Raw genomic sequence first — 22,856 nt, 5'->3', positions numbered from 1 at the left:
TCGCCCCTGCCTGGATGTCGCTATTGGCCGTCCAGTTCCGCCAGCATCAGCTCCCGAATCACCGGCACCGGTGAGTTGCCGTAGCTGAGGAATTTCTCGTGAAACTCCTTCAGGTTAAATTTCTCACCGAGCTTCTGCTTCATTTCCTCGCGCAGCGCCAGAATATCGGCGTAACCGGCGAAGTAGCTGGTCAGCTGCACCTGGCTCAGGGTGGCGCGGCGCCACTTGCCCATGGCTTCCGCTTGCTGCTGAAAGGCATCCCGGACCATCAGTTCCATGGCCCGCTCTTCGTCGATGCCCTTAACCTGTATCTCGTAGTCGAGGATGGTGTTGGTCACCGTGCGCAGGTTCCACTTGTAGTACATCAGCCACAGTTCCGGCGAGAAATCGCCGTAGCCGGCCTCCAGCATCATGCGCTCGGTGTAGACGGCCCAGCCCTCGATCATCGCACCATTGCCGAGAATGCTCTTGATCAGGCTCGGTGATTTGTTCGCGTACACCAATTGCGTGTAGTGGCCGGGAATGGCCTCGTGGATATTCAGTATCTGCATCAGATAACTGTTGTATTCGCGCAGGAGGCTCTCGGCGCGGTCATCGGGAAAGTCCTCGATCGGCATCACGTTATAGTAGGTGTTGGCATCTTTGTCGTAAGGGCCCGGCGCATTGATCGAAGCAACGGCGAAGCCGCGCATATAGGGCGGGGTAGTGCGCACGACCAGCGGTTTGTCTTCGTCCAGTGTCAGCAGGTCGTGCTCGGTGACGAACGCGGCCAGCTCGGGTATCTGTTTTTCAACTTCCGCCTTGAAGGTTTCCTTGGTCGCGTGGTGCTCGGACAGTTTTTCCAGTACCGCGGAAATTCTATCCAGCTTGTCCTGAGGCTGCTGCTTCTCGGGGAAGTACTTGGGCCAGAGCTTGTCCGCCAGCTCCGCCATCTTCTCGTGCAGCTTGGCTTTCTCTTCCAGGGCGCGCTCGTAGAGTTCCTTGGCGGTCATGCCGATCTGGATATCGTATTTGAATTTCTCTTCATACAGTTTTTCGCCGATACGGAAATCCTTGTATTTCTGTGTCTTCTCCAGATCCGTGTGCTTGGTCTGCAGGAAGGTCACGTACTCCTCGATAGCCTGTCGGGCGTCTTGCAGGCGTTGCGTAAACTCCTTCTTTTCGTCGTCGCTGAGACCGCTCTGCGCGAGTTTCTGCTTCAGCTCCTCGCCGAATACGCTGAGCGCGCCTTCATTCTGCTCGACCGCCAGAACCAGCTGCGGGGATGCCGGTGTGCGCAGTGATTTTTCCGCCGCATCGTAATAGGCCGGCACCTTTGCCATGCGCTTACTGAAAGTGCGCAGCCGCTCGTCCAGCGGTGCGTAATCCGTGTTCAGGATCAATGCGAAGGCGTGGGAGACGTTGTAGTCGGCGGGATTCCACTGATAGGACTTAAAGGTTTTGAGTTGCCACTGGATGCGCGACAGGAAGTTCTGAATCAGCGCCAGATCGCTGCTCGCATTGGCGTCCAGCCGGCTGCTGTCGAGGTTGGCAAACTTGCGGCTGTAGGTGGTGGCGAAGTCGAGGACGCGCTGGCGATAGGCATCGTCGGGCACCTGTAGCTGATCGGCCACCTTGTAGTAGCCCTCGCGAACCGCCCACGACGGAAACAGTTGCCAGAGTTCGTTGACGAACTGTTCGCGCAACTGCTCGAAAGTCTGCAGCGTCGCGGCGCTGGTCTCGACGGATGTGGGCGCCTGGGCCTGTTGCGGACGGGTACTGTCAGTAGCCTGCTGGTCGCAGGCGCTCAGCCCCAGCAGCAGGGCGAGAGCGGGAATGGTCGATCTCATGGCAATCCTCAATTTTGGTTTTTATCTCGTTGATTTGAAAAGTCTGCAGGTGCTGAAAATTAGCATATCCCTGATCGCCTCGGTTAAATCCGGCGCCGACAACGCCGGACGTCTCTACTGCTTCGCATGGCTCTCCAAGTGATAACTCTTTGCGTCATTTTTAGCACTCCGTCCCATTAACCAGGGAGAAAACCACATAAAATGTGTTTTTGGTCGGTGCGCTTGTTTCCTCGGGAGACGGCGGTTAGAGTGGGCCCCAACTCAAAAGAGTCCATAATAACCAAAGATTTTTGAGGACTGATCCATGACTGAACTCGCCCAACAACAATGTGAAGCCTGTCGCGCGGATGCACCTCTGGTCAGTGATGAAGAACTGCCAGAGCTGCTGCGACAAATACCCGACTGGACACCGGTTACCCGCGACGGAATCCTGCAGCTGGAGCGTGTGTTCAAGTTCCGCAACTTCAAGCAGGCTCTGGCGTTTACCAATCGCGTCGGCGCCATTGCCGAAGAAGTTGGGCACCACCCGGCCCTGTTGACCGAGTGGGGCAAGGTGACTGTGACCTGGTGGAGCCATGAGGCCAAGGGTCTGCACAAAAATGACTTCATCATGGCGGCGCGCACCGACCAGCAACTCGAGGCGGAATAGCCGGTAATTTCCCACTGGCATCCCGCCTTTTCCAATTTGGCGGTCCCGATCAGGTCACTAGAATCTGATCGGCGGCCGCGCGAGGAGGCGCAAATGCGCCTGGATAAGAATTGCACGGGGCTGCCATGTTAAGAATGAAGTCCACCTGCGAGCGCTGCGGCGTCTCGCTGGGGCTCACAGACCAAGCCTATATCTGTTCATTTGAATGCACTTTTTGCCCGCAGTGTACGGAGCAGCTGCATCGGAGCTGCCCGAACTGTCAGGGCCAGCTGGTGCTGCGTCCCACCCGCAGCCGTTCTCCCACCGAAGGGCAGCCGCAGCGTTTCAAAGCCAAGCTGGAAAAGTTGTTGCGCTGAGAATTCACGGAGGCGTGTCGTGTCCGAGTATTTTTCCACTGTGCACTGGCGGCGCGATGGCGAAAAATTCACCGACAATAAATACAGCCGCGGCCACACCTGGCTGTTTGATGGTGGTCTCGAAGTGCCGGCATCATCGTCGCCACATATAGTGCCGCTGCCCTATTCGGTGGCGGAAAACGTGGATCCCGAAGAGGCCTTTGTCGCCTCGCTGTCCAGCTGCCATATGCTGTTTTTCCTCGCCATCGCCGCCAAACGCGGATTCGTCGTGGACGAGTACCGCGACGAGGCGCTGGGGGTGATGGAAAAGACCGACGGCGGCAAGATGGCCATGACTCGCGTGACACTGCGGCCGCGGATTACCTTCTCGGGCGAAAAGCAGCCCAGCCGTGAACAACTGGAAACGATGCACCACCAGTCCCACGAGCAGTGCTTTATCGCCAACTCGGTCAAAACCGAGGTGGTGACAGAAATCTTGTAGGGGCGAACCCCGTGTTCGCCCGACGGTGCCGACGTTGGCTCCGTCGCTGAGCTTGTGGCGGCAGCAGGACCTTGGCTCAAATTGTATCGCTGTAATCAAGCCGAAGATTATTTAGTGTTTCATTCAAATCAAGTCGGGTGAATCGACAAGGTCTATGTGAAGGCCCTGTTGCCGGGGACGGTTTGCCAGACCTTACGCGGCCATGGATGGCCACGTAGAGCGTACAGGGACGTATTCACAGCGTGACTGGCAACCGTCCCCGGCAACAGGGCCGTCGCAGCGCCCAACTCGAGTTGCTGCACCAGCAAAAGGGTGAAATCAGGGGCGTCCCTACAGATCGGCGCCGCGGGTTGCCCACAGCAGGAACTCGCGATTGCCATCGCCGCCCCTGATCGGGCTGTCGATATATTCCCTGACCTCCAGCCCCAGCTCACGGCACAGGCCGGTAATCTTGTCGCGTACCTGCGGGTAGAGCTTTGCATCCCGCACCAGGCCGCCTTTGCCGATACCCTCGGGGCCCACTTCGAACTGGGGTTTGACCAGGCTGAGTAGCTGCCCTCCGGGGCGGAGCAGCGCCGGTAGCTGCGGCAGGATCAGTGTCTGGGAAATGAAGGACACGTCCATCACAATCGCGTCGAAACCGGCATCGCCGAAGGGGCTGATCTGCTGTGCGTCCAGGTGGCGCGCATTGATGCCCTCGAACAGGTGCATGCGGGGATCGTCGCGCAGCTTCTGCGCCAGCTGGTCGCGTCCGACATCGACTCCCACCACCAGCTCGGCGCCGCGCTGCAGCAGGCAGTCGCTGAAGCCGCCGGTCGAGCAGCCTACGTCCAGGGCGTGCCAGCCGCGCGGATCCAGTCCCGTATGGTCGAGAATCGCCGCCAGCTTGAGTCCCGCGCGCGATACATAGCGATCTTCCGGCAGGGGCTCGACCCTGAAGTCCCAGTCCTCGCCAACCGCCTGGCCGGCTTTCTGCGCGGGTTGCCAGCTGCCACCGCTGGACACCATGACCCGGCCGGCATCCACCAGCTTCTTGGCGTGGGTGCGCGAATTGGCGAGTTGGCGCTGTACTAACAAAAGGTCCAGGCGGGTCATGAATGGCACTATAGTTCTAAAAACATGGTGGAGGAAGTGGCTGCCATGCTAACCTCTGGCCCCTGTTGGTAAAAGCGCCGGCCTGCACGCAATGCGGGCTAATCTTTAGAAAGGAGGTCAGCGGTCGATGGCGAAAAGCGTTCTGGACAAGTTCAAGATTCGCAAGGGAAAGGTATTTGAAGCGCCGCTAGAGGGTGCTTTCGGCCGCCTGGTCACCCCTTTTGAAGAGTTTATCCACCGCCAGAGCAGCAGTGGCATATTGCTGATGCTGTCCGCCGTGGCGGCGCTGATCATCGCCAACTCGCCGCTACAGCAGGCCTACCAGCACCTGCTGCACCTGCCCATCAGCCTGAACGCCGGCGACTGGGAGTTTTCCCTCAGTGTGCACCACTGGATCAACGATGGCCTGATGGCGATCTTCTTTTTCCTCGTCGGCCTGGAACTCAAGCGCGAGTTTCTGGTGGGGGAACTCTCCGATCTGAAGCAGGCGGTGCTGCCGGTGATGGCGGCGATCGGCGGCATGGTGGTGCCGGCACTGATCTACGCGTCACTGAACGCCGGAGGCGAGGGCGAGCGTGGCTGGGGCATCCCCATGGCCACGGACATTGCCTTCGCTGTCGGCTGTATCGCGCTGCTGGGCAATCGCGTGCCGCGCTCGGTGGTGACTTTCCTGGTGGCGCTGGCCATCGTCGATGACCTGGGCGCGATTCTGGTGATCGCCATCTGGTACACCGAGCAGGTGAACATGACCGCGCTGATCACCGCCGGCTGCCTGGTGGTGATCATGTGGCTGTTGAAGGCCGCCGGCGTCCGCCGTTCGCCCGCCTATGTGTTTGTCGGACTGCTGTTGTGGTACGAGCTGCACCTGGCCGGAGTGCACGCGACCATCGCCGGCGTGATCACCGCGATGGCATTGCCGGCGAGGCCGAAATACGACCCGGTCGCCTTCAGCACTTTCGTCAAGGACATCATCCGCAGCTTCGACCGCTGTTTCCGTCCCGGCGACAAGATTATTGCCAACGATGCGCTGCGCGCGCGGGTCATGGCGCTGGGTAACGGCGTCAACCTGGCGCAGTCGCCGCTGCAGCGGATGGAGACCCGGTTGCATACACCGGTGGCTTTCCTGGTGATCCCCATCTTTGCCCTGGCCAACGCCGGCATTCCCATCGACAGCTTCACCAGTTCCAGCGCCGTTCTCAATCCGGTGACCCTCGGTGTCATCGCCGGCCTGGTGGTTGGCAAGTTGATCGGTATCGTCGGCGCCACCTGGCTCGGCTGGAAACTGGGGCTCGGCAATCTGCCCAAGTCGGCGAGCTTCCACCACATCTTCGGCGTGGCGCTGCTCGGCGGTATCGGTTTCACCATGTCCATCTTTATTGCCGAACTGGCGTTCTACAGCGAGCAGGAGCTGTTGATCCAGGCGAAGGCCGGTGTACTGCTGGCTTCGGTCATTGCCGGTGTCGCCGGATTCCTGGTGCTGCGCAAGGCGCCGGTGTCGGAGGAATACCAGTTGGCGGAGGAGGGGGATCACCCGCTGGCGGAAGACGCCCTCGAGGCGGAAAAGCGGCCGGCAGGCGAAGGCTGAGGGCAAGCACCGCGCCAGTCGTGCGGCCTAACCGTAGCCGGCTCGCAATTCCCGCACCAGCAAACTCATGCGCTCGTAGTGGCTGCCTTTCCAGTAGATACGCAGGCAGTCGCGGCACTGAAAGAATTCGTCGAAGTAGCGCCGGGTGTTCTCCGGCAGCAGATCGGCAATATCCTGTTTGGGCACCGCGGCAATACTGCCGTTACAGGCGATGCAGCGGGTGAACGGACGCAGGCAGCCCTGTAGCTGCAGCCTCTCTATTACTTCGCCCAGCTGCTCGCGCGGTTTGGTGGCGCGGACAAAATAGCCGCGTTCGAGCTGCCGGCGCTTCAGCAGGCCGATATCGCGGGTCAGCAGTATGCGCCGCTGCGCAACGGAGACTTGCAGCAGTGTCTCGTCCGCATAGTCACTGCGGAACAGGCTGTCGAAGCCGAGCATACGCAGATAGCGGGCCAGACGACCCAGATGGCAGTCCAACACGAAGCGCGTTTCCCGCAGCGGGTGGGGCCGCAGGCGGGTGACGGTGGAGATGTCGAGTGACTCGAAAACCGGGTAGACGCTGACGCGGTCGCCGTCGCGAAGTAGATAATCGAAATCAACCGATCGGCCATTCACGAGGATAAGGTCCACTTCGGTGTGGGGAGCGCCGATGTTTTCGATCGCATCCTTGATGGAGCCCGCCAACAGAAAGTCCCGCTCGAATTCCCGCTGCCGCAGATGTCGCGGCAGGAAATCGTTTAACTCCCGGTAGAAGCGGAAGGTCACGCGGGGCATTGGGTCCTCGGGTGGAAAGGCCGGTCCATCGGTGCCGGAAATCTCCGTCTCGCCCTCTGGACTTAATCGAAGATTCCTTTGCCGCTATAGTAGCCACTGACAAGAAAGCAAAGTGCAAAATAATGATAAGAAAGCTATTGCTGGCCGCCGCCCTGGCTGTGGCAGCCCTCGCCCTATTGTTGCAGATCCCGCTGCCCCGGGATGCAGCTGCTTCCCCTGAGCCGCCGGTAGTACTGGAAGCGCTGAATCCGGCCCGACCCGGTGACGCCAATCTGGTATCCATCCAGCCCTACCTCACCTCCGCGGACTACGCCAGCGCCGAACGGCTGCGGCGCAAGCTGCGCGGCTATCTGGTCAAGGCGCAGGACGCCGGGTGGCTGAGTCAGCAGACCCTGGTGGTGTTTCCCGAACATATCGGCACCTGGCTGGTGGCGGAGGGAGAAAGTTTCCTGACTTTTCGCGCCGACAGTACTTCGATGGCGATGCTGTGGGCGGCGCTGGGTAATCTGCCAGCCTTTGTACACCAGCTGAGTAGCGAGACCGCCGCCGATCCCTTCGCCGCGGCACTGTTCAAAACCAAGGCTGTGACGATGGCCGCGCAGTACCAGCAGCTGTTCGCCTCGCTGGCCGAGGAGTTTAATGTGACGCTGGTGGCGGGCTCCATCGCACTGCCGGTGCCGTCCGTGAAACAAAACCGGATACATACCGGCACCGGTCCCATCTACAACAGCAGTTTTGTATTTTTTGCCGACGGCTCAGTGGCGGGCCCGGTGCGCAAGCGGTATCCGATTGACAGTGAGCTGCCGTTCACCGAGCCGGCGACGCAACCGCTGCCGATTATCGATACGCCGCTCGGACGCCTGGGGGTGTTGATCTGCGCTGACAGCTGGTATCCCGATACCTGGCAACAACTCGACGGCGCCGAGCTGGTGGCGGTGCCGTCCTATTCCTCTCCCGATGGCATCTGGCAGCGGCCCTGGAATGGTTACAACGGCGCGGCGGCGCCGGCGGACGTCGATAGCGCGGATGTCGGTGCACTCAGCGAGGGCGAGGCCTGGCGCAAGTACGCGCTGGGTGGACGCGGCACGCATCTGCGCGCGGGCATCAATACATTTTTCCGCGGTGCGTTGTGGGATCTGGGGGATGACGGCCAGACTACCGCGGTGCTGCACGGCGAGGTGCTGCAGGGCCAGCGCCGCGACGGCGCGGTGATTTCCAGCCTGTGGCTGGCACAGAATAATAATGCGCGTTGAGAGAGGCTGCATGTCACTGGAACAGGTTCAGGTCGTTGTTATTGGCGCCGGTATATCCGGTTTACAGGCGGCGCGCCTGCTGCGAAGTAAATACTCGGTAAAGATTCTCGAGGCGCGCGACCGGGTCGGCGGCCGCCTGCAGAATCACCGCTTTGCCAACGGCGATACGGTCGACATCGGCGGCCAGTGGGTCGGACCGGGACAACACCGGATGTATCGGCTGATCGAGGAGCTGGGTGCAACGACCTGGCCGCTGTATGACAGCGGCGATAACCTGCTGTATCTGAACGGTCGCGGGCGTCGCTATCGCGGCACCATTCCGAAAATCAATCCGCTGGCACTCGCCGACCTAGGCATCGCGATGGCGCGCTTCGAGGCCATGGCGCGGAGCCTCGACCCGGCGGCGCCCTGGACACACACGAAGGCCGAACACTGGGATTCGGTGACGCTCGACTCGTGGCTGCAAAAAAACTGCCGCACGCGGCTGGCGCGGGAACTGTTTGCAGTCGGTATCGGTGCGGTTTTCGCCGCCGAACCAGCCGAGCTGTCGCTGCTGCACGCACTCTTTTACGCGCGTTCCGGCGATTCGCTCGAAACCCTGTTGTCGGTGACCGGCGGTGCCCAGCAGGATCGGGTGCACGGTGGCACCGCGGGTCTGTGTGAGCGCATGGCGCAGCAGCTGGGAGAGCGAGTACAGCTGAATGCACCGGTAGAGAAAATCGAGCAGCTGCCCGATGGCCGCCTGCGGCTGTGGCATGGTGCCGGTTCTCTCGTCTGCGAGCGCATGATCGTGGCGTTGCCGCCCAACCAGGCGCTGCGTATCCGTTTCGAGCCGGAACTGCCGTCCTGGCGCGATCAGTTACTGCAGCGCATGCCTGCCGGCGCCTGCATCAAGTGCGTGGCCCGCTACGAGAAGCCCTTCTGGCGGGACGCGCAGTTGTCCGGCCAGGTGGCGAGTCCGACCGGGCCGGTGCGTGTGACTTTCGACAATTCCGAGGCGGGCAAGTCGTCCGGTCTGCTGATGGGTTTCCTCGAGGGTGACACGGCCCGCAATTTGAGCGCTGTCAGTGCGGACGAGCGGCGCGAAAGGGTACTCGAGTGCTTTGCGCAGTTTTTTGGCCAGCAGGCCCGGCGACCGCTGGAATATGTGGATAAGGACTGGAGCAGTGAAGCCTGGACCCGCGGCTGCTACGCTGCGCTGATGGCGCCGGGCACCTGGACCGGCTATGGCGCGCGACTGCGCGAGCCCAATGGCCCGATCCACTGGGCCGGCACCGAATTTGCCGTGGAGTGGTTCGGTTATATGGAGGGTGCGCTGGAATCTGCCGAACGTGCCGTGGCGGAAGTTGAGGCCGCGCTGCAAAGGGAAGAGCATCTTTGCGAAGTGGTGCCGGTGTGACATGCTGGCGCGCCGTGAACAAGAATCAGAATACGACTACCAGTAGTAAGGGAACCGAGATGAATCTAGCTCAAATACTATTCAGGCTGCTGCCGCTGACGGCACTGTTGCTCACCCTGAGTGCCTGCGGCGACAGGAAAGAAGCGCCGGCGCAAGAGTCGGCACAAGAGCCGGCTGCAGCAGTAGAGCAGGCACCGGACATTGCGAAGGGGAAAAAAGCAGACATGGATGCGGTGGCGAAGAGCTATGTGCAGCTGGTGCTGGAATTGGGCAATCACGACGACAGTTACGTCGATGCCTATTACGGTCCTCAGGAGTGGAAGGAAGAGGCCGCCAGCAGTGAGGCTAAGCCGGTCGACATTGCCGCACGCGGCAAGCAGTTGCTGAAGCAGCTGCCGGAAGTAAAAAAGCAAGACGGCTCCATCGAAAATCTGCGCGTGCACTATCTGAAAACCCAGCTGCGCGCACTGATCGCGCACGCGGAGAGCCTGGCCGGTGCCACCGAGCGCAGTTTCGAGCGCGAAGCACAGCTGCTCTACGACACTCAACCGCCCAAACAGAATTTTGCCGAGTTCGGCCCGATACTGGCCGAGCTAGAAGAACTCTTGCCCGGCGACGAGCCGCTGCCCGTCCGTGTGCAGGCGTTCAAAAAGCAGTTTGAAGTTCCCGCTGACAAACTCGAGGCCGTTTTCGATGCGGCCATCGATGCCTGCCGCGAGCGCACCAAGCAGCATATCCAGCTGCCGGCAAACGAAAACTTCGTACTCGAATATGTCACCGACAAGCCCTGGAGTGGATACAACTGGTATCAGGGCAATGCGCAGAGCCTGATCCAGATCAATACTGAGCTGCCGATCATGATCGACCGCGCCATCGATCTCGGCTGTCACGAGGGTTATCCGGGCCACCACACTTACAACGCGCTGCTGGAAGACGAGCTGGTCAACAAGCGTGGCTGGGTCGAGTACAGTGTCTACCCGCTATTCAGCCCGCAGTCCGTGATTGCTGAGGGCAGCGCCAACTATGGTATCGAGCTGGCATTCCCCGGTGAGGAAAAACTCGAGTTTGAAAAGGAAGTGCTCTATCCGCTCGCCGGCCTGAATCCGGCCGACGCGGAGAAATACGATCGCGTACTGGAGCTGATCGCCAAGCTGAGCTTTGCCGGCAATGAAGTTGCCCGCCAGTACATCGATGGCCAGATCGACGGCGACAAGGTGGTCGAGCTGTTCCAGAAATACACGTTGATGAGTCCGGAAAAGGCTGCGCAGCGCAAACGCTTCGTGGATGCCTACGGCGCCTATGTGATCAATTACAACTGGGGCAAAAAACTGGTGGCCGACTATGTGGAAGAGGGCACCGAGGATCCGAACGAGCGTTGGCAGCGCTTCAGTAAACTGCTGTCGTCGCCGCGGCTGCCGTCGTCCCTGAACTGGTAGGAATCCACTGTGGACCGCAGGGCCGTGCGCGACTATCTGCTCTCCCGCCCCGAGGCCGAGGAGGATTTCCCCTTTGGCCCGGATGTCGCGGTGTTCAAGATCAAGGGCAAGATGTTCGCCACCGTTGGCCGCCTCGACGGCGTCGACTGCACGAACTTAAAGTGCGATCCCGACGAAGCCCAGGCCCTGCGGGATATCTTTACCGGCGTGATTCCCGGTTACCATATGAACAAGAAACACTGGAACACGGTGCTGCTGGACGGCAGCGTGCCGGACTATGAAATCGAGCGGTTGATGGACAGGTCCTACGGCCTGATCGTCAGGGGCCTGCGCAAAGTCGAGCGCGAGGCACTCGAATTGGCATACGGTGCTGATACCATATACCGCTAACAGATAACTGCAGCTTGGTTCAGGAGTAGTTGTGAACGAATTTATTGTCGATGTGACGGCGGAAAACGCCCAGCAGGTGCTGATCGAAGAATCCATGAAACGCCCGGTGGTGGTGGATTTCTGGGCGGATTGGTGCGAGCCCTGCAAGCAGCTGATGCCGGTGCTGGAAAAGCTGGCCAATGAATACGCCGGCCAGTTCCTGCTGGCCAAGGTGAATGCCGATACCGAACAGATGCTGGCCGGCCAGCTGGGCGTGCGCAGCCTGCCGACGGTCATGGTGCTGAAAGACGGCCAGCCGGTGGATGGCTTTGCCGGCGCGCAGCCGGAGAAGCAGATCCGCGAAATGCTGGACAAGTACCTGCCGAAAGCCTGGGAGCTGCAGTTTCAGCAGGCGCAGAAGCTGGTGGCCGAGGGCAAGCTGGACGAGGCATTGCCGGTGCTGCGCCAGGTCTACACCGAGTCCGGCGAGCGCGCCGACATCGCCAAACAGCTGGCGGCGGTGCTGCTGGAGCAGAACCGCACCCCGGAGGCGGAAACGGTACTCGGCAAGATCCTGCTTGCGGACCAGGACAGCGACTACCAGCAGCTGATGGCGCAGCTGGAACTGAAGCAGAAGGCCGCGGAATCGCCGGAGATCAAGGCGCTACAGCAGGCGGTGGAGCAGAATCCGCAGGATTACGACGCCGCCTACAAGCTGGCGGTGCAGTACAGCCAGAACGGCCGCCCGCAGGACGCGCTGGAGCTGCTGCTGGATATTCTGCGCAAGGACCTGAATTTCGCCGATGGCGCGGCCAAGCAGGCGTTTCTCGATATCGTCAAAAGCCTCGGTAGCGGTGATCCGCTGGCGGCCCAGTACCAGCGTAAGCTGATGACGCTGATGTTCTGATCTCAACTTGCCCGCAAGGAGTCTGCGTGTACAAACTCTGTGCCTATATCCCCGAGTCCCACGTGGAAGTGGTCAAGCGCGCACTGTTCGACGCCGGCGCCGGACGCATCGGCGATTACGATAGCTGTTGCTGGCAGGTGCTGGGCACGGGACAGTTCCGACCCTTGGAGGGTAGCCAACCGTTTATCGGCCAGTCCGGCCAGGTAGAGCAGGTGGCGGAGTACCGGGTAGAGATGGTGTGCGCAGACGAGCTGGTGGACGCGGCACTGGCCGCGTTGCGCGCGGCCCATCCTTACGAGGAGCCGGCGTTCGACCTGTGGAAACTGGATGAACGCTGCGGCTGATTGACCGCACCAGATTGCGATAAAGGGCGAACCACCGGTTCGCCCTTTTTTGTTGGTTCCGCTGCGAAAATCACAGCTTGCGCTGAATGACGCCGCGGTGCAGTGGGAAGTGGCCCGCCTGGCGGTCCATGAAATAGAGTTCCAGCGTCTCACTCATGATCGGGAAGGCGATTTCCTGCCAGGGAATCTCATCTTCGTGAAACAGCTCGACTTCCAGCGACTCCGGGCCCGGGCCGAAATTGGTATCCGTCAGTTCGCCGCGGTACATCAGGTAGACCTGGTTGATATGCGGTATGTCGTAGATGGTGTAGAGGTCGTCGACACGGATATTGGCCCGAGCCTCCTCCCAGGATTCCCGCAGTGCGCCCTCCTCACTGGTCTCGCCGTTTTCCATAAATCCCGCTGGCAGCGTCCACAGCCCCAAGCGCGGTTCTATGGCGCGCTTACACAGCAGTACCCTGTCGCCGAGATAGGGCAGGACACCGACGATGATGCGCGGGTTGATGTAGTGGATGGCGCCGCAACCGCCGCACAGGTGGCGCGGGCGGTCATCGCCTGCGGGAATGGCAAAGGTGACGGCATCGCTGCCGCAGTGACTGCAGAATTTCATGGCGCCAGTATACCCATGGTAATCCCGAGCGCCAGCGCGCTCGCCTGCCGGCGCCTGGTTGTCCCCGCCTATAGTTGTTAGACGAGATCTTTTTGCAGCAGGCGATGGTTGAACTTCCATGGCACGATTTTTTTTGTTCGGGCTGTCGCTGGCCATTTTGTGCGCCTGTACCGGCAAAGAGGAAGAGCCAGAGGCGCCACCGCCGCCGCCGGTGGAAGTGCTGTCGGTACGGGAACAGCCGGTCATTCCGCGCTTCGAATATGTCGGGCGGGTGGAGGCTACCGATGAGTATCGGGTGATCCCGCGGGTGGAGGGCTATATCGAGAGCCGCCACTTCACCGAAGGGGACATGGTACAGCAGGGGCAGCTGTTGTATCGCATAGATCCCAAGCCCTTTATCGCCGCGCTGGACAATCAGCGCGCCAACCTGGCGCAGGCACAGTCGGCGCTGCGGGTGGCCGAGCGCAATTATCGCCGCGGTCGCCAGCTGGTGAGCTCCGGTGCTATCAGCCAGGTGCAGATGGATGAGCTGGAGGGAAATTTCCAGGAGGCCAAATCCCGTGTCGAGGGCATGAGGGCGAATGTGGAAAAAGCCGAACTCGACCTTTCCTACACCGAGATATTTGCGCCACTCACCGGCCGCATCGGGCGCGCCGAGTACCCCGAGGGTTCCCTGGTCGGGCCGCAGTCCGAACCGCTCGCGACCATCGTCAAGATGGATCCGATCTACGTGCTTTTCGAAGTCCCGGAGGATCAACTGTTCGCTGTGCAGGTGGAAGCAGAGCGGCGGCGACAGCAGGGGCTGGCGCCTGTACAGAGTGATATTCGTATCGAGCTGCCGGACGGCACCTCCTACGCCCACCCGGGCGACATTGTGTTCGTCGACAACCAGATAGACCCGAATACCGGTTCCATCGCCGTGCGCGCTCGCTTCCCCAATCCGGGACAGCTGCTGGCGCAGGGCCAGTACGCGCGGGTATCGATTCGCGTATTCCGCGGCAGCGACGCGGTCAAGCCGCTGGTGCCGCAGTCCGCCGTGATGGAGGACATGCAGGGGCGCTATGTGTTTGTCCTGGGCGAGGGCAATGTGGCGAGCAAGCGCTACCTAAAGCTGGGCCAGCGCGAGGGAGAACTGTGGGCGGTGGAAGAGGGGCTGAAGGCCGGGGAAACCGTCATCGTTAATGGCCTGCAGCGGGTCGTGGCTGACAAGCCGGTGACGCCGCAGAGCACGCCGCGCAACCCCTACGAAAACAGTGAGCCGCCCGCGCCGCCGCCGTCGGGAGAGGTGCGGGCCGCCGGCGCCGGCAGTGAGGGGGAGTCGACCGGCAGCGGCGATTCCCGCGAGGCCGAGGAAGTGGAATTCTATGACAGCAAATAACCCGCAGCGGTCAGGAGACAGTGCGGCCGGTTTATGATCAGTGCCTTCTGTATCCGGCGACCGCGCTTCGCCTTCGTCATTTCGATACTGATAACCCTGGCAGGAATATTGGCCCTGCCACTGTTGCCGGTGGCCCAGTTCCCGGATATAGCGCCCCCGACCATCAGTGTCTCTACCAGTTATGCCGGCGCCAGTGCCGAGGTGGTGCGCGACAGTGTCGCGGTGCCGATCGAGGCGCAGGTCAACGGTGTCGAGGGCATGGCATACATGTCCTCTACCAGTGGCAACGATGGCTCCTACAGCCTGACGGTCACCTTCGATTCCGGGATCGACGGGGACATTGCCCAGGTGAATGTGCAGAACCGGGTGCAGCAGGCAATGCCGACGCTACCGGAGGATGTCAAACGCAACGGCGTCACCGTGAGGAAACAGAGCACCACCATGCTGCTGGTGGTGAATTTGTTTTCCCCCAACGACACCTTCGATGAGCTGTTCCTGGCCAACTACGCGGAAATCTACCTGAAGGACGAACTCGCGCGGGTACCCGGCGTCAGCAAGGTCAACATCTTTAACGCGCGTAACTATGCGATGCGCGTGTGGCTGAACCCCAACCGGATGGCGGCACTCGATGTCACCGCGCAGGATGTGATCAGCGCGATCCAGACGCAGAATGTACAGGTGGCCGCGGGCCAGCTCGGCGCACCGCCGATCAGCAAGGAGCAGCAGTTCCAGTACAACATCATCGCCAAGGGGCGCCTCGAGGATCCGGCGCAATTCGGCGACATCACCATTCGCGCCAAGCCGGATGGCGGCATGGTCAAAGTCAGGGACGTGGCGCGGATAGAGCTGGGCAGTCAGTCCTATGTCGCCGCCGGGCTGTTGGACAAGAAGCCGGCCGCAGTGATCGGTGTATACCAGCTGCCGGACGCCAACGCGCTGCAGGTGGCCGACGGCATCAAGGAACGGATAGCCCTGCTTGCCGAACGCTTCCCCGATGATCTGGAAGCCACTGTGCTTTACGACACCACGCTGTTCGTCGAGGCGTCGATGAAAGAGGTGGTCCAGACGCTGATCCTGGCGCTGATTCTGGTGATCCTGGTCGTGTTCCTTTTCCTGCAGGACTGGCGTTCGACATTGATACCCGCTATCGCCATCCCGGTATCACTGATCGGTACTTTTGCGCTGATGCTGGGGCTGGGCATGAGTATCAACACCATCACGCTGTTCGCGCTGATCCTCGCTATCGGTATCGTCGTGGATGATGCGATTATCGTGGTGGAAAACACGCAGCGGCTGATGGGGGAGGGGCTGTCGCCGAGAGAGGCGGCGCTCGAATCCATGCGCGAGGTCACCGGTCCGGTGATCGCTACCACGCTGGTGTTGCTGGCGGTTTTTGTGCCGGTGATGCTGATGCCGGGGGTCACCGGAAAGATGTACCAGCAGTTCGCCATCACCATATCCATGGCGGTGATCATCTCGTCAATCAATGCGCTGACACTGAGTCCGGCGCTCTGTGCCACGGTGCTGAAAGCGGGCCCGGGGGGCGAGGTCGCCGGTATTAAGGAAACCGGAATCTTCGGTTTTTTCAACCGATTCCTGCATCGCACCACGAATCTGTATCTGCGTTTGGTGCGTTTCTGGGTGGCCATCCCCCTGCTTGGCATTGCGTCGATCGCCGCGATGTTTGCCTTCTGCTTCTGGCTGTTCACGACCGTTCCCGGCGGCTTTGTTCCGGACGAGGACCAGGGCACGTTTCTGCTGCACGTTCAGCTGCCGGATGGTTCCTCGCTGGAGCGCACGATACCGGTAGTGGAGCAGGTGAGCGATATTCTGCAGGAAGAACCTGGCATGGCCCACGTAGTGGGAGTGCCCGGTTACAACCTGCTGGCCAACAGTGCGTCGTCGAATGCGGCAATGATGTTTGCCGTGCTCAAACCCTGGGATGACCGCACCGACGAACAGGATCACCAGTTTGCCATCATGGAGCGGGTGCAGAAGAAAGTTGCGCAGATACCCAATGCCCAGGTCATGCCCTTTGCCATACCGCCGTTGCCGGGCGTGGGCTCCGTCGGCGGATTCGAGTTTATTCTCGAGGACCTGCAAGGGCGCAGCACAAGCCAGCTGGCGCAGGTAATGTACGGGCTGCTCGGCGCGGCGAACCAGCGACCGGAGATCGCCCAGGCCTTCACCAGTTTTCAGGCCACGACACCGCAACTGCAGTTGACGCTGGACAAGGACAAGGCCCACGTCCTCGGTGTACCGCTGATGGAGGTCTATTCCACCTTTCAGGCGCTGCTCGGTGGTTACTATGTCAACGATTTCAACCTGTATGGCAAGGTTTTCAAGGTGATGGTGCAGGCGGATGCCCAGTTCCGTGACAAGGAGGAGGACCTGGCCGGATTCTACGTGCGTTCCAACAGCGGTGGCCTAGTGCCGGTGACTTCGGTGTCCAAGATAACGCCGATGGTCGCTCCACAAACCATCAACCGCTACAACCTCTACAACAGTGTCACGATCAACGGTGCGCAGGCGCCGGGTTATTCCAGCGGTCAGGCGATGAACGCGATGGCGGATCTGGCCGACCAGCTACCCGAAGGCTACGGCTACGAGTGGACCGGCTCCAGTCTGCAGGAAATCAGTTCCGGCAACATGGCGCCAATACTCTTTTCCCTGGCCGTGGTGTTCGTCTACCTGTTTCTGGTGGCGCAGTACGAGAGTTGGAGCATTCCGATTGCGGTGATCCTGTGTGTGCCTATCGCCATCACTGGCGCGATGTTTGCAGTCTGGATCACCGGCTCCATCAATAATCTGTATACGCAGATCGGTCTGGTGCTGCTGATCGGCATGGCGGCGAAGAGTGCAATTTTGATTGTGGAGTTTGCCTGCGTGGAGAGGGACAAGGGCAAGTCCATCGCCGACGCCGCACTCAGTGCGACGCGCCTGCGCTTTCGCGCCGTGTTAATGACCGCGATGTCGTTCATTCTCGGCGTCATACCGCTGCTGTTGGCTACCGGCGCCGGTGCCGTGAGCCGGGTTTCCCTGGGCCTGGCGGTATTTGGCGGTATGACCGCCGCGAGCCTGCTGGCGACGCTGTTGGTGCCGGTGTATTACGCGCTGGTGCAGTCGCTGCGCGAGAAGGCCAAGGGGCAGGCCAGTCCTCAGTCCCAGCCGCAGGAGGATACTGCCGCAGGCAGCTGATGAATTAGCTCCGTTGACGTGCCGGATTCCCCGACCGTGGGGAATTCCCTGTCTTGCTGGTCAAAAAATGATCGCTCGGCGCGCAGGGCTGGATTCGGTATGATGGAATATGTGCCCCGTGCACAATTGAAGTGCGTTGATACAGGTTTTTATGCTGACCAAGATTGAAGAAAAGATTTCCCTGTTGCGAGGTGATCTGGAGACCAGGGTGCCGAGTGGCCCCGATCTGCAGGGGCACGCAGCGGTGCTGTTGGCGCTGACCGACGAGCCGGATCCCCAGGTGATTCTGACCAAGCGCTCGGCCAACCTGTCCACGCATTCGGGCGAGGTTTCGCTGCCGGGCGGACGCTGGGATGACACGGACCCGTCGCTGGAGTACACGGCGCTGCGCGAGGCGGAGGAGGAAATCGGTCTGCCGGCTGATCAGGTGCGGGTGCTCGGCCCACTGTGGTCGCGCACCACCCGCTGGCAGGTGCAGGTCACGCCCTGGGTCGGTGTGATTTCACGCGATGCAAAACTCACCCCGAATCCCGGCGAGCTGGATGCGATCTTCCGCGTGCCGCTGTCATTTTTTCTCGCCGATCCGCGCATCCGCACCGACCGGATCACCATCGACAAGCGCGCGGTGTATCTGCCGGCCTACCTGTACCGCGGCTACGAGATCTGGGGGTTCACCGCCGGCGTACTGACCGAGTTCCTGGTCAAGGTGCTCGGTGCGTCCATCGGCCGCCGCGACGATGTACCCTTGCGGGCGCTGAGTTAACCATTTGTTGGCGGCTCGCTGAGATTACCGGTTTGCTGCAGCGGGTTGTTTGACCTCAACTTAGCTTGAGGTGCTATCTTCGCGGCGCTCCCGTTGTCGCGTGCGTATAATGCGCACCAGTTATCCTGCGAACCGAGCTATGCCCAGACCAAAATCTACCGTCGCCCTGGAGGAAGTGCACTGGGGCGCACTGAAAACCCTGTTTCCCTACCTGCTGGAATTCAAGCGCGCAGTCATCCTCGCGCTGTTGTGTCTCGTCGGCGCCAAGCTCGCCGGCGTGGTCCTGCCCTTTATTCTCAAACACATTGTCGACGATCTGGATAGCGCCGGCGGTACCGCTCAGGCCATCGCACTGCCGCTCGGCCTGCTGCTGGCCTACGGCGCGGTGCGCTTTTCCAGCACGCTGTTCGGCGAGCTGCGCGATACGATCTTCGGCCGGGTCACCGAACGCGCCCAGCGGCGGGTCGGCCTGGAGGTGTTCCGGCACCTGCACCGGCTGGATATGGATTTTCACCTGAACCGCCGCACCGGCGGCCTGTCACGGGACATAGAACGCGGCAACTCTGGCATCGGCTTCCTGATGCGATTCATGGTGTTCAACATTGTGCCGACACTGGTGGAAATCACGATGGTCGCCGGGCTGTTGTGGTGGAACTACAGTGTCGCCTTCGCGCTGCTGGTTCTCGGCGCGGTGGTCGTCTACATCGGCTTTTCCGTGGTGGCCACTGAGTGGCGCACGCGCTTCGTGCGCGAGCTGAATCAGGCGGAGTCCCAGAGCAGCAGCCGCGCGGTGGACAGTCTGCTGAACTACGAGACGGTGAAATATTTCGGCAACGAACGGCACGAGGCCGGCCACTACGATCGTGAGCTGGCATTCTGGGAGCAGGCGCGGCGCAAGAACCGCCTGTCGCTGTTCGGCCTCAATGCGGGCCAGGCGCTGATCATCGCCGCTGCCATGTGCGGTGCGATGATTCTGGCCGCGGTGAATGTCACTACAGGTCAGATGACCATCGGTGACTTCGTGTTGATCAATGCATTCATGATGCAGATCTTCATCCCCCTCAATTTCCTCGGCTTTGTCTATCGGGAAATGAAGGGTGCCCTGGCAAATATTGAAAAAATGTTTTCGCTGCTGACGGTGGAGCCGGCAGTAAAAGACAGGGATGGCGCTGCGGAGCTGGAGATACGGGAAGGGCGTATCGAGTTTGACGATGTGCGTTTTGGCTACCGGGAGAATCGCGAAATTCTCAGCGGTGTCAGCTTTACCGTGCAGCCGAAACAGAAAGTGGCGATAGTCGGTGCCAGCGGCGCGGGTAAATCCACGCTGTTCAAGTTGCTGTTCCGCTTCTATGACGTCACCGGGGGGCGCATCCTGGTGGATGGCCAGGACATCCGTTCCGTCAGTCAGGAATCGCTGCGTCGTGCGATCGGCGTAGTACCGCAGGATGCGGTGCTGTTCAATCAGTCGATTCTGGAGAATGTGCGCTACGGTCGGGTGGAAGCCAGCGATGACGAGGTGATGGAGGCAATCCGCCACGCCCATCTGCACGACTTTGTGCAGCAGTTGCCGGAAGGAGTGGAGACGCTCGTCGGTGAGCGCGGCCTGAAGCTTTCCGGCGGAGAAAAACAGCGGGTCGCCATCGCACGCGCGCTGCTCAAGCGGCCGCCGATCATGGTTTTCGACGAAGCCACCTCGTCTCTCGACAGTAAATCCGAGCGCGGCATCCTCGAATCACTGCGGGAAATCGCCCGTGAGCAGACCACGCTGGTGATTGCCCATCGCCTCTCCACGGTCGTGGATGCGGATGTGATTCTGGTGATGGATCAAGGCCGCATTGTCGAGCAGGGGAGTCATGTCGAGCTGCTGGCTAAAAATGGCCATTACGCGACACTGTGGCAACTGCAGCAGCAGGAGCGCACCGCCGAAGCGCGGACGGCGGTGACACAACCGTTGATTCCTTAAAAGACTGGTGCCTGCTCTTGCTCATCCTTGATAAATATCCGCGGCCGGACTAATGTGGCGCCGGACTAAATATAACGATAGGCAGAACCTCTTATGACGACCCCTATTCAATCCGCACGGATAATCGCTGCACTGCTGGCGCTGTTGCTGGTAAGTGGCTGCTCACCCAGCGACAAACAGGAAGAAAAAACCGCACAGGCCGAGGCCGAAGCCCAGGTCGTGGAATCGGAAACCGTCGCCACACCGGCGGATCAGCCGGTGGAAGACGCGGAACAGCGCTTTGACATCTATGTGCCGGTGGAGCTGAACGCGGACCTGAGCGACCTGTCCGACGATCAGCGCCAGATGATCGGCCTGCTGATCGACGCCAGCCAGATCATGGACCGTCTGTTCTGGCTGCAGTCCTTCGGACCGGCAGAGGACCTGCTGTCGAGTATCGAAGACAGCCGCAAGCGCGAGTTTGCCAAGATCAATTACGGCCCCTGGGATCGCCTGAACGGCAACAAGCCGTTTGTCGAGGGCTACGGTCCCAAACCGCTCGGGGCAAATTTCTATCCGGCGGACATGACCAAGGCTGAATTCGAAGCCTGGCAGCAGCCGGGTAAAGACGGTCTCTACTCACTGGTGCGCCGCAACAGCGAGGGCAAGCTGGAACTGATCCCCTACAGCGAGGCCTACAAGGCCGAACTGGAGCGCGCCGCCGAGATTCTGCGCGAGGCCGCCAAGCTGGCTGAGGACAAGGAGTTCGCCAACTACCTGAGCATGCGCGCCGATGCGCTGGTCAGTGACGATTTCCGTCCCAGCGATATGGCCTGGATGGACATGAAGAACAACGATATCGACGTGGTGATCGGTCCGATCGAAAACTACGAAGACCAGCTGTTCGCCTACCGCACCGCCTACGAGTCCTACGTGCTGCTGAAAGACAAAGAGTGGAGCGAAAAACTGGCCAAGTTTGCGGCGTTCCTGCCGGAGTTGCAGAAGGGACTGCCGGTTGACGACAAGTACAAGGCAGAAGAGCCGGGCACCGACTCCGACCTGAACGCCTACGATGTCCTCTTCTATGCGGGTCACAGCAACGCAGGTTCCAAGACCATTGCCATCAACCTGCCGAACGACGAGGAAGTGCAGCTGGCCAAGGGCACCCGTCGCCTGCAGCTGAAAAACGCGATGCGCGCCAAGTTCGACAAGATCCTTGTGCCGATCAGCGAAGTGCTGATTGCCGAGGACCAGCGCAAGCACATCACCTTCCCGGCCTTCTTCGCCAACACCATGTTCCACGAAGTGGCTCACGGTCTCGGCATCAAGAAGACCGTTACTGACGGTAGCAACGTACGCCAGGCGCTGAAGGAAACCTCTTCCGCATTGGAAGAGGGCAAGGCGGACATTCTCGGCCTGTACATGGTCACGCGCCTGCACGAGAAAGGTGAGCTCGAAGAAGGTGAGTTGATGGACAACTATGTCACCTTCCTCGCCAGTATTTTCCGCAGTGTGCGTTTCGGCGCTGCCAGCGCCCACGGCAAGGCGAACATGATGCGCTTTAACTTCTTCAAGGAGCAGGGTGCCTTTACCCGCGACCCGGAGACCGGTCAGTACAGCGTCGATTTCGAGAAGATGCAGGAAGCCATGACAAAGCTGTCCAATCTGATCCTGACCATCCAGGGTGACGGCGACTACGCGAAGTCGAAGGAGCTGCTGGAAGGCAAGGGTGTGGTCGGCGCCGAACTGCGAGCGGATCTGGATCGACTCGCGGAAGCGGATATTCCGGTGGATGTGACCTTTATTCAGGGCAAAGAAGTATTGGGCCTCAAATAAGCACTTTCTCTCCCGCTCAAAAAGCCCCGGCAACGCCGGGGCTTTTTTTGTGCCCTCGCACCACCATGTCCGGGGCGTCCCTGTGCGTGGGGATTCTTTTTGCCGGTCAGAGGTTTCGACTGGTCGAAAAGCGGTGGCGGTCCTTGCCCACCCGGGCATCATCTGTCGCGCAAAAGAATCCAGACAAGGAATCTGATATGTCTATCTACCTGCGCGCTTCCCTGCTGTTTGCCACTCTATGCAGCTTCCCGGCTCTGGCCGATGATCGCGATATGATCATCCGTGCTTCCCTCGACTACCTGGAATCACAGCACAGTGTCGACAGAAACCAGATGCAAAGGGCCCTTCATCCGGCGCTGAAAAAGCGCACCTTCTGGCGAAAAGATGAGCAGGATACCCTGCTGGAAACCGATTACGACACCATGCTGCGAGTAGCCGAGCGTTACAACCGCAATGGGGACAGATTCCCCGATAATCCCCGCAAGTCGGTCAAGGTACTCGATATTCACGACAGAATTGCCACGGTCAAGGTGGAGGCCGATGAGTGGCTCGATTATATGCACTTGGTGAAAGTCGATGGCGAGTGGAAGATCGTGAATGTGCTGTGGCAGTACTACGATGCTGGCAGGCACCAGACAAAGAATTGATTTTT

Annotated in this window: 21 protein-coding genes; 17 read left to right on the top strand and 4 right to left on the bottom strand. The window is 60.4% G+C overall.

The genetic code is table 11. The annotated features are described in order from the left end of the window. Nucleotides 1-20 precede the first annotated feature (20 nt). Nucleotides 21-1,829 (bottom strand): DUF885 domain-containing protein, encoded by a 1,809-nt coding sequence (locus tag BLW36_RS12240; protein WP_091388855.1) that lies wholly within the window; start codon nucleotides 1,827-1,829, stop codon nucleotides 21-23. On the opposite strand from BLW36_RS12240, the gene BLW36_RS17370 reads away from it, so the two are divergent. The 4 genes from BLW36_RS17370 (at nucleotide 1,816) to BLW36_RS12225 (ending at nucleotide 3,315) form a co-directional block, all read left to right on the top strand. Continuing rightward, nucleotides 1,816-1,971 carry a hypothetical protein gene (locus BLW36_RS17370; protein WP_170833205.1) on the top strand — a complete coding sequence of 52 codons (156 nt, stop codon included), beginning with the start codon at nucleotides 1,816-1,818 and terminating at the stop codon, nucleotides 1,969-1,971. The genes BLW36_RS12240 and BLW36_RS17370 overlap by 14 nt on opposite strands. Nucleotides 1,972-2,133: 162 nt before the next feature. After that, complete coding sequence (locus BLW36_RS12235; protein WP_091388852.1) at nucleotides 2,134-2,478, top strand: 4a-hydroxytetrahydrobiopterin dehydratase; 345 nt, start codon at nucleotides 2,134-2,136, stop codon at nucleotides 2,476-2,478. 125 nt (nucleotides 2,479-2,603) lie between these two features. Continuing rightward, complete coding sequence (locus BLW36_RS12230; protein ID WP_091388848.1) at nucleotides 2,604-2,834, top strand: DUF1272 domain-containing protein; 231 nt, start codon at nucleotides 2,604-2,606, stop codon at nucleotides 2,832-2,834. A gap of 19 nt (nucleotides 2,835-2,853) precedes the next feature. Beyond that, nucleotides 2,854-3,315, top strand: a complete 462-nt coding sequence (locus tag BLW36_RS12225; protein ID WP_091388844.1) for an OsmC family protein — start codon at nucleotides 2,854-2,856, stop codon at nucleotides 3,313-3,315. 330 nt (nucleotides 3,316-3,645) lie between these two features. Here the strand turns inward: BLW36_RS12225 and BLW36_RS12220 are convergent, their stop codons facing one another. Then, a complete protein-coding gene (locus BLW36_RS12220; RefSeq protein WP_091388841.1) occupies nucleotides 3,646-4,410 on the bottom strand; it encodes a TlyA family RNA methyltransferase in 765 nt (254 codons plus the stop codon). Between the two features lie 127 nt (nucleotides 4,411-4,537). Here BLW36_RS12220 and nhaA point away from each other — a divergent pair, with 127 nt between their 5' ends. Beyond that, entirely contained in the window at nucleotides 4,538-5,995 is a 1,458-nt protein-coding gene (nhaA, locus tag BLW36_RS12215; protein ID WP_244506246.1) for a Na+/H+ antiporter NhaA, read from the top strand. Between the two features lie 27 nt (nucleotides 5,996-6,022). Here the strand turns inward: nhaA and BLW36_RS12210 are convergent, their stop codons facing one another. Beyond that, a complete protein-coding gene (locus tag BLW36_RS12210; protein ID WP_091388838.1) occupies nucleotides 6,023-6,769 on the bottom strand; it encodes a Mut7-C RNAse domain-containing protein in 747 nt (248 codons plus the stop codon). Nucleotides 6,770-6,891: 122 nt separating this feature from the next. Here BLW36_RS12210 and BLW36_RS12205 point away from each other — a divergent pair, with 122 nt between their 5' ends. From BLW36_RS12205 to BLW36_RS12180, 6 genes are read left to right on the top strand one after another with little or no spacing between them, the layout of a single operon-like run. Beyond that, the gene (locus BLW36_RS12205; RefSeq protein WP_091388834.1) at nucleotides 6,892-8,022 is read left to right on the top strand and encodes a carbon-nitrogen hydrolase family protein; all 1,131 of its coding nucleotides are present in this window, start codon (nucleotides 6,892-6,894) and stop codon (nucleotides 8,020-8,022) included. After that, on the top strand, nucleotides 8,012-9,421 hold the full coding sequence (locus tag BLW36_RS12200) for a flavin monoamine oxidase family protein (protein WP_244506245.1): 1,410 nt from the start codon (nucleotides 8,012-8,014) through the stop codon (nucleotides 9,419-9,421). The genes BLW36_RS12205 and BLW36_RS12200 overlap by 11 nt, the downstream gene beginning before the upstream one ends. 59 nt (nucleotides 9,422-9,480) lie before the next feature. Beyond that, on the top strand, nucleotides 9,481-10,857 hold the full coding sequence (locus tag BLW36_RS12195; RefSeq protein WP_091388828.1) for a hypothetical protein: 1,377 nt from the start codon (nucleotides 9,481-9,483) through the stop codon (nucleotides 10,855-10,857). Between the two features lie 9 nt (nucleotides 10,858-10,866). Continuing rightward, on the top strand, nucleotides 10,867-11,247 hold the full coding sequence (locus BLW36_RS12190; protein ID WP_170833204.1) for an MmcQ/YjbR family DNA-binding protein: 381 nt from the start codon (nucleotides 10,867-10,869) through the stop codon (nucleotides 11,245-11,247). A gap of 31 nt (nucleotides 11,248-11,278) precedes the next feature. Further along, on the top strand, nucleotides 11,279-12,133 hold the full coding sequence (gene trxA, locus BLW36_RS12185; protein WP_091388825.1) for a thioredoxin: 855 nt from the start codon (nucleotides 11,279-11,281) through the stop codon (nucleotides 12,131-12,133). Between the two features lie 26 nt (nucleotides 12,134-12,159). Beyond that, nucleotides 12,160-12,477, top strand: coding sequence for a YqfO family protein (locus tag BLW36_RS12180; protein WP_091388821.1), 318 nt, complete (start codon nucleotides 12,160-12,162; stop codon nucleotides 12,475-12,477). A 70-nt stretch (nucleotides 12,478-12,547) separates the two neighbouring features. On the opposite strand, the gene BLW36_RS12175 is transcribed toward BLW36_RS12180, so the two are convergent. Then, the gene (locus BLW36_RS12175) at nucleotides 12,548-13,087 is read right to left on the bottom strand and encodes an NUDIX hydrolase (protein WP_091388818.1); all 540 of its coding nucleotides are present in this window, start codon (nucleotides 13,085-13,087) and stop codon (nucleotides 12,548-12,550) included. Nucleotides 13,088-13,205: 118 nt separating this feature from the next. Between BLW36_RS12175 and BLW36_RS12170 the strand changes: the two genes are divergently transcribed. From BLW36_RS12170 to BLW36_RS12145, 6 genes are all read left to right on the top strand, one after another. Then, nucleotides 13,206-14,465: an efflux RND transporter periplasmic adaptor subunit gene (locus tag BLW36_RS12170; RefSeq protein WP_091388815.1), complete on the top strand. Its 1,260-nt coding sequence runs from the start codon at nucleotides 13,206-13,208 to the stop codon at nucleotides 14,463-14,465. Between the two features lie 33 nt (nucleotides 14,466-14,498). After that, the gene (locus BLW36_RS12165; protein WP_091388812.1) at nucleotides 14,499-17,663 is read left to right on the top strand and encodes an efflux RND transporter permease subunit; all 3,165 of its coding nucleotides are present in this window, start codon (nucleotides 14,499-14,501) and stop codon (nucleotides 17,661-17,663) included. Nucleotides 17,664-17,814: 151 nt separating this feature from the next. Then, nucleotides 17,815-18,426: an NUDIX hydrolase gene (locus tag BLW36_RS12160; RefSeq protein ID WP_091390142.1), complete on the top strand. Its 612-nt coding sequence runs from the start codon at nucleotides 17,815-17,817 to the stop codon at nucleotides 18,424-18,426. A 139-nt stretch (nucleotides 18,427-18,565) separates the two neighbouring features. After that, nucleotides 18,566-20,389, top strand: coding sequence for an ABCB family ABC transporter ATP-binding protein/permease (locus BLW36_RS12155; RefSeq protein ID WP_091388809.1), 1,824 nt, complete (start codon nucleotides 18,566-18,568; stop codon nucleotides 20,387-20,389). Nucleotides 20,390-20,482: 93 nt separating this feature from the next. Further along, nucleotides 20,483-22,204, top strand: a complete 1,722-nt coding sequence (locus BLW36_RS12150) for a dipeptidyl-peptidase 3 family protein (RefSeq protein ID WP_091388807.1) — start codon at nucleotides 20,483-20,485, stop codon at nucleotides 22,202-22,204. A gap of 197 nt (nucleotides 22,205-22,401) precedes the next feature. Next, nucleotides 22,402-22,851, top strand: a complete 450-nt coding sequence (locus BLW36_RS12145; RefSeq protein ID WP_211567199.1) for a nuclear transport factor 2 family protein — start codon at nucleotides 22,402-22,404, stop codon at nucleotides 22,849-22,851. Nucleotides 22,852-22,856: the final 5 nt, after the last annotated feature.

Source organism: Microbulbifer marinus, from assembly GCF_900107725.1.
Lineage (GTDB): Bacteria > Pseudomonadota > Gammaproteobacteria > Pseudomonadales > Cellvibrionaceae > Microbulbifer > Microbulbifer marinus.
The sequence above is the reverse complement of the archived record's forward strand: the minus strand, read 5'-3'. Positions and strand labels throughout refer to the sequence as shown.

Bases quoted from the DNA above. Each gene is read 5' to 3' on its own strand.
- BLW36_RS17370 (WP_170833205.1), top strand. From the start codon at position 1,816: ATGGTCGATCTCATGGCAATCCTCAATTTTGGTTTTTATCTCGTTGAT.
- BLW36_RS12240 (WP_091388855.1), bottom strand. From the start codon at position 1,829: ATGAGATCGACCATTCCCGCTCTCGCCCTGCTGCTGGGGCTGAGCGCC.
- BLW36_RS12235 (WP_091388852.1), top strand. From the start codon at position 2,134: ATGACTGAACTCGCCCAACAACAATGTGAAGCCTGTCGCGCGGATGCA.
- BLW36_RS12230 (WP_091388848.1), top strand. From the start codon at position 2,604: ATGTTAAGAATGAAGTCCACCTGCGAGCGCTGCGGCGTCTCGCTGGGG.
- BLW36_RS12220 (WP_091388841.1), bottom strand. From the start codon at position 4,410: ATGACCCGCCTGGACCTTTTGTTAGTACAGCGCCAACTCGCCAATTCG.
- nhaA (WP_244506246.1), top strand. From the start codon at position 4,538: ATGGCGAAAAGCGTTCTGGACAAGTTCAAGATTCGCAAGGGAAAGGTA.
- BLW36_RS12210 (WP_091388838.1), bottom strand. From the start codon at position 6,769: ATGCCCCGCGTGACCTTCCGCTTCTACCGGGAGTTAAACGATTTCCTG.
- BLW36_RS12205 (WP_091388834.1), top strand. From the start codon at position 6,892: ATGATAAGAAAGCTATTGCTGGCCGCCGCCCTGGCTGTGGCAGCCCTC.
- BLW36_RS12200 (WP_244506245.1), top strand. From the start codon at position 8,012: ATGCGCGTTGAGAGAGGCTGCATGTCACTGGAACAGGTTCAGGTCGTT.
- BLW36_RS12195 (WP_091388828.1), top strand. From the start codon at position 9,481: ATGAATCTAGCTCAAATACTATTCAGGCTGCTGCCGCTGACGGCACTG.
- BLW36_RS12175 (WP_091388818.1), bottom strand. From the start codon at position 13,087: ATGAAATTCTGCAGTCACTGCGGCAGCGATGCCGTCACCTTTGCCATT.
- BLW36_RS12170 (WP_091388815.1), top strand. From the start codon at position 13,206: ATGGCACGATTTTTTTTGTTCGGGCTGTCGCTGGCCATTTTGTGCGCC.
- BLW36_RS12165 (WP_091388812.1), top strand. From the start codon at position 14,499: ATGATCAGTGCCTTCTGTATCCGGCGACCGCGCTTCGCCTTCGTCATT.
- BLW36_RS12160 (WP_091390142.1), top strand. From the start codon at position 17,815: ATGCTGACCAAGATTGAAGAAAAGATTTCCCTGTTGCGAGGTGATCTG.
- BLW36_RS12155 (WP_091388809.1), top strand. From the start codon at position 18,566: ATGCCCAGACCAAAATCTACCGTCGCCCTGGAGGAAGTGCACTGGGGC.
- BLW36_RS12150 (WP_091388807.1), top strand. From the start codon at position 20,483: ATGACGACCCCTATTCAATCCGCACGGATAATCGCTGCACTGCTGGCG.
- BLW36_RS12145 (WP_211567199.1), top strand. From the start codon at position 22,402: ATGTCTATCTACCTGCGCGCTTCCCTGCTGTTTGCCACTCTATGCAGC.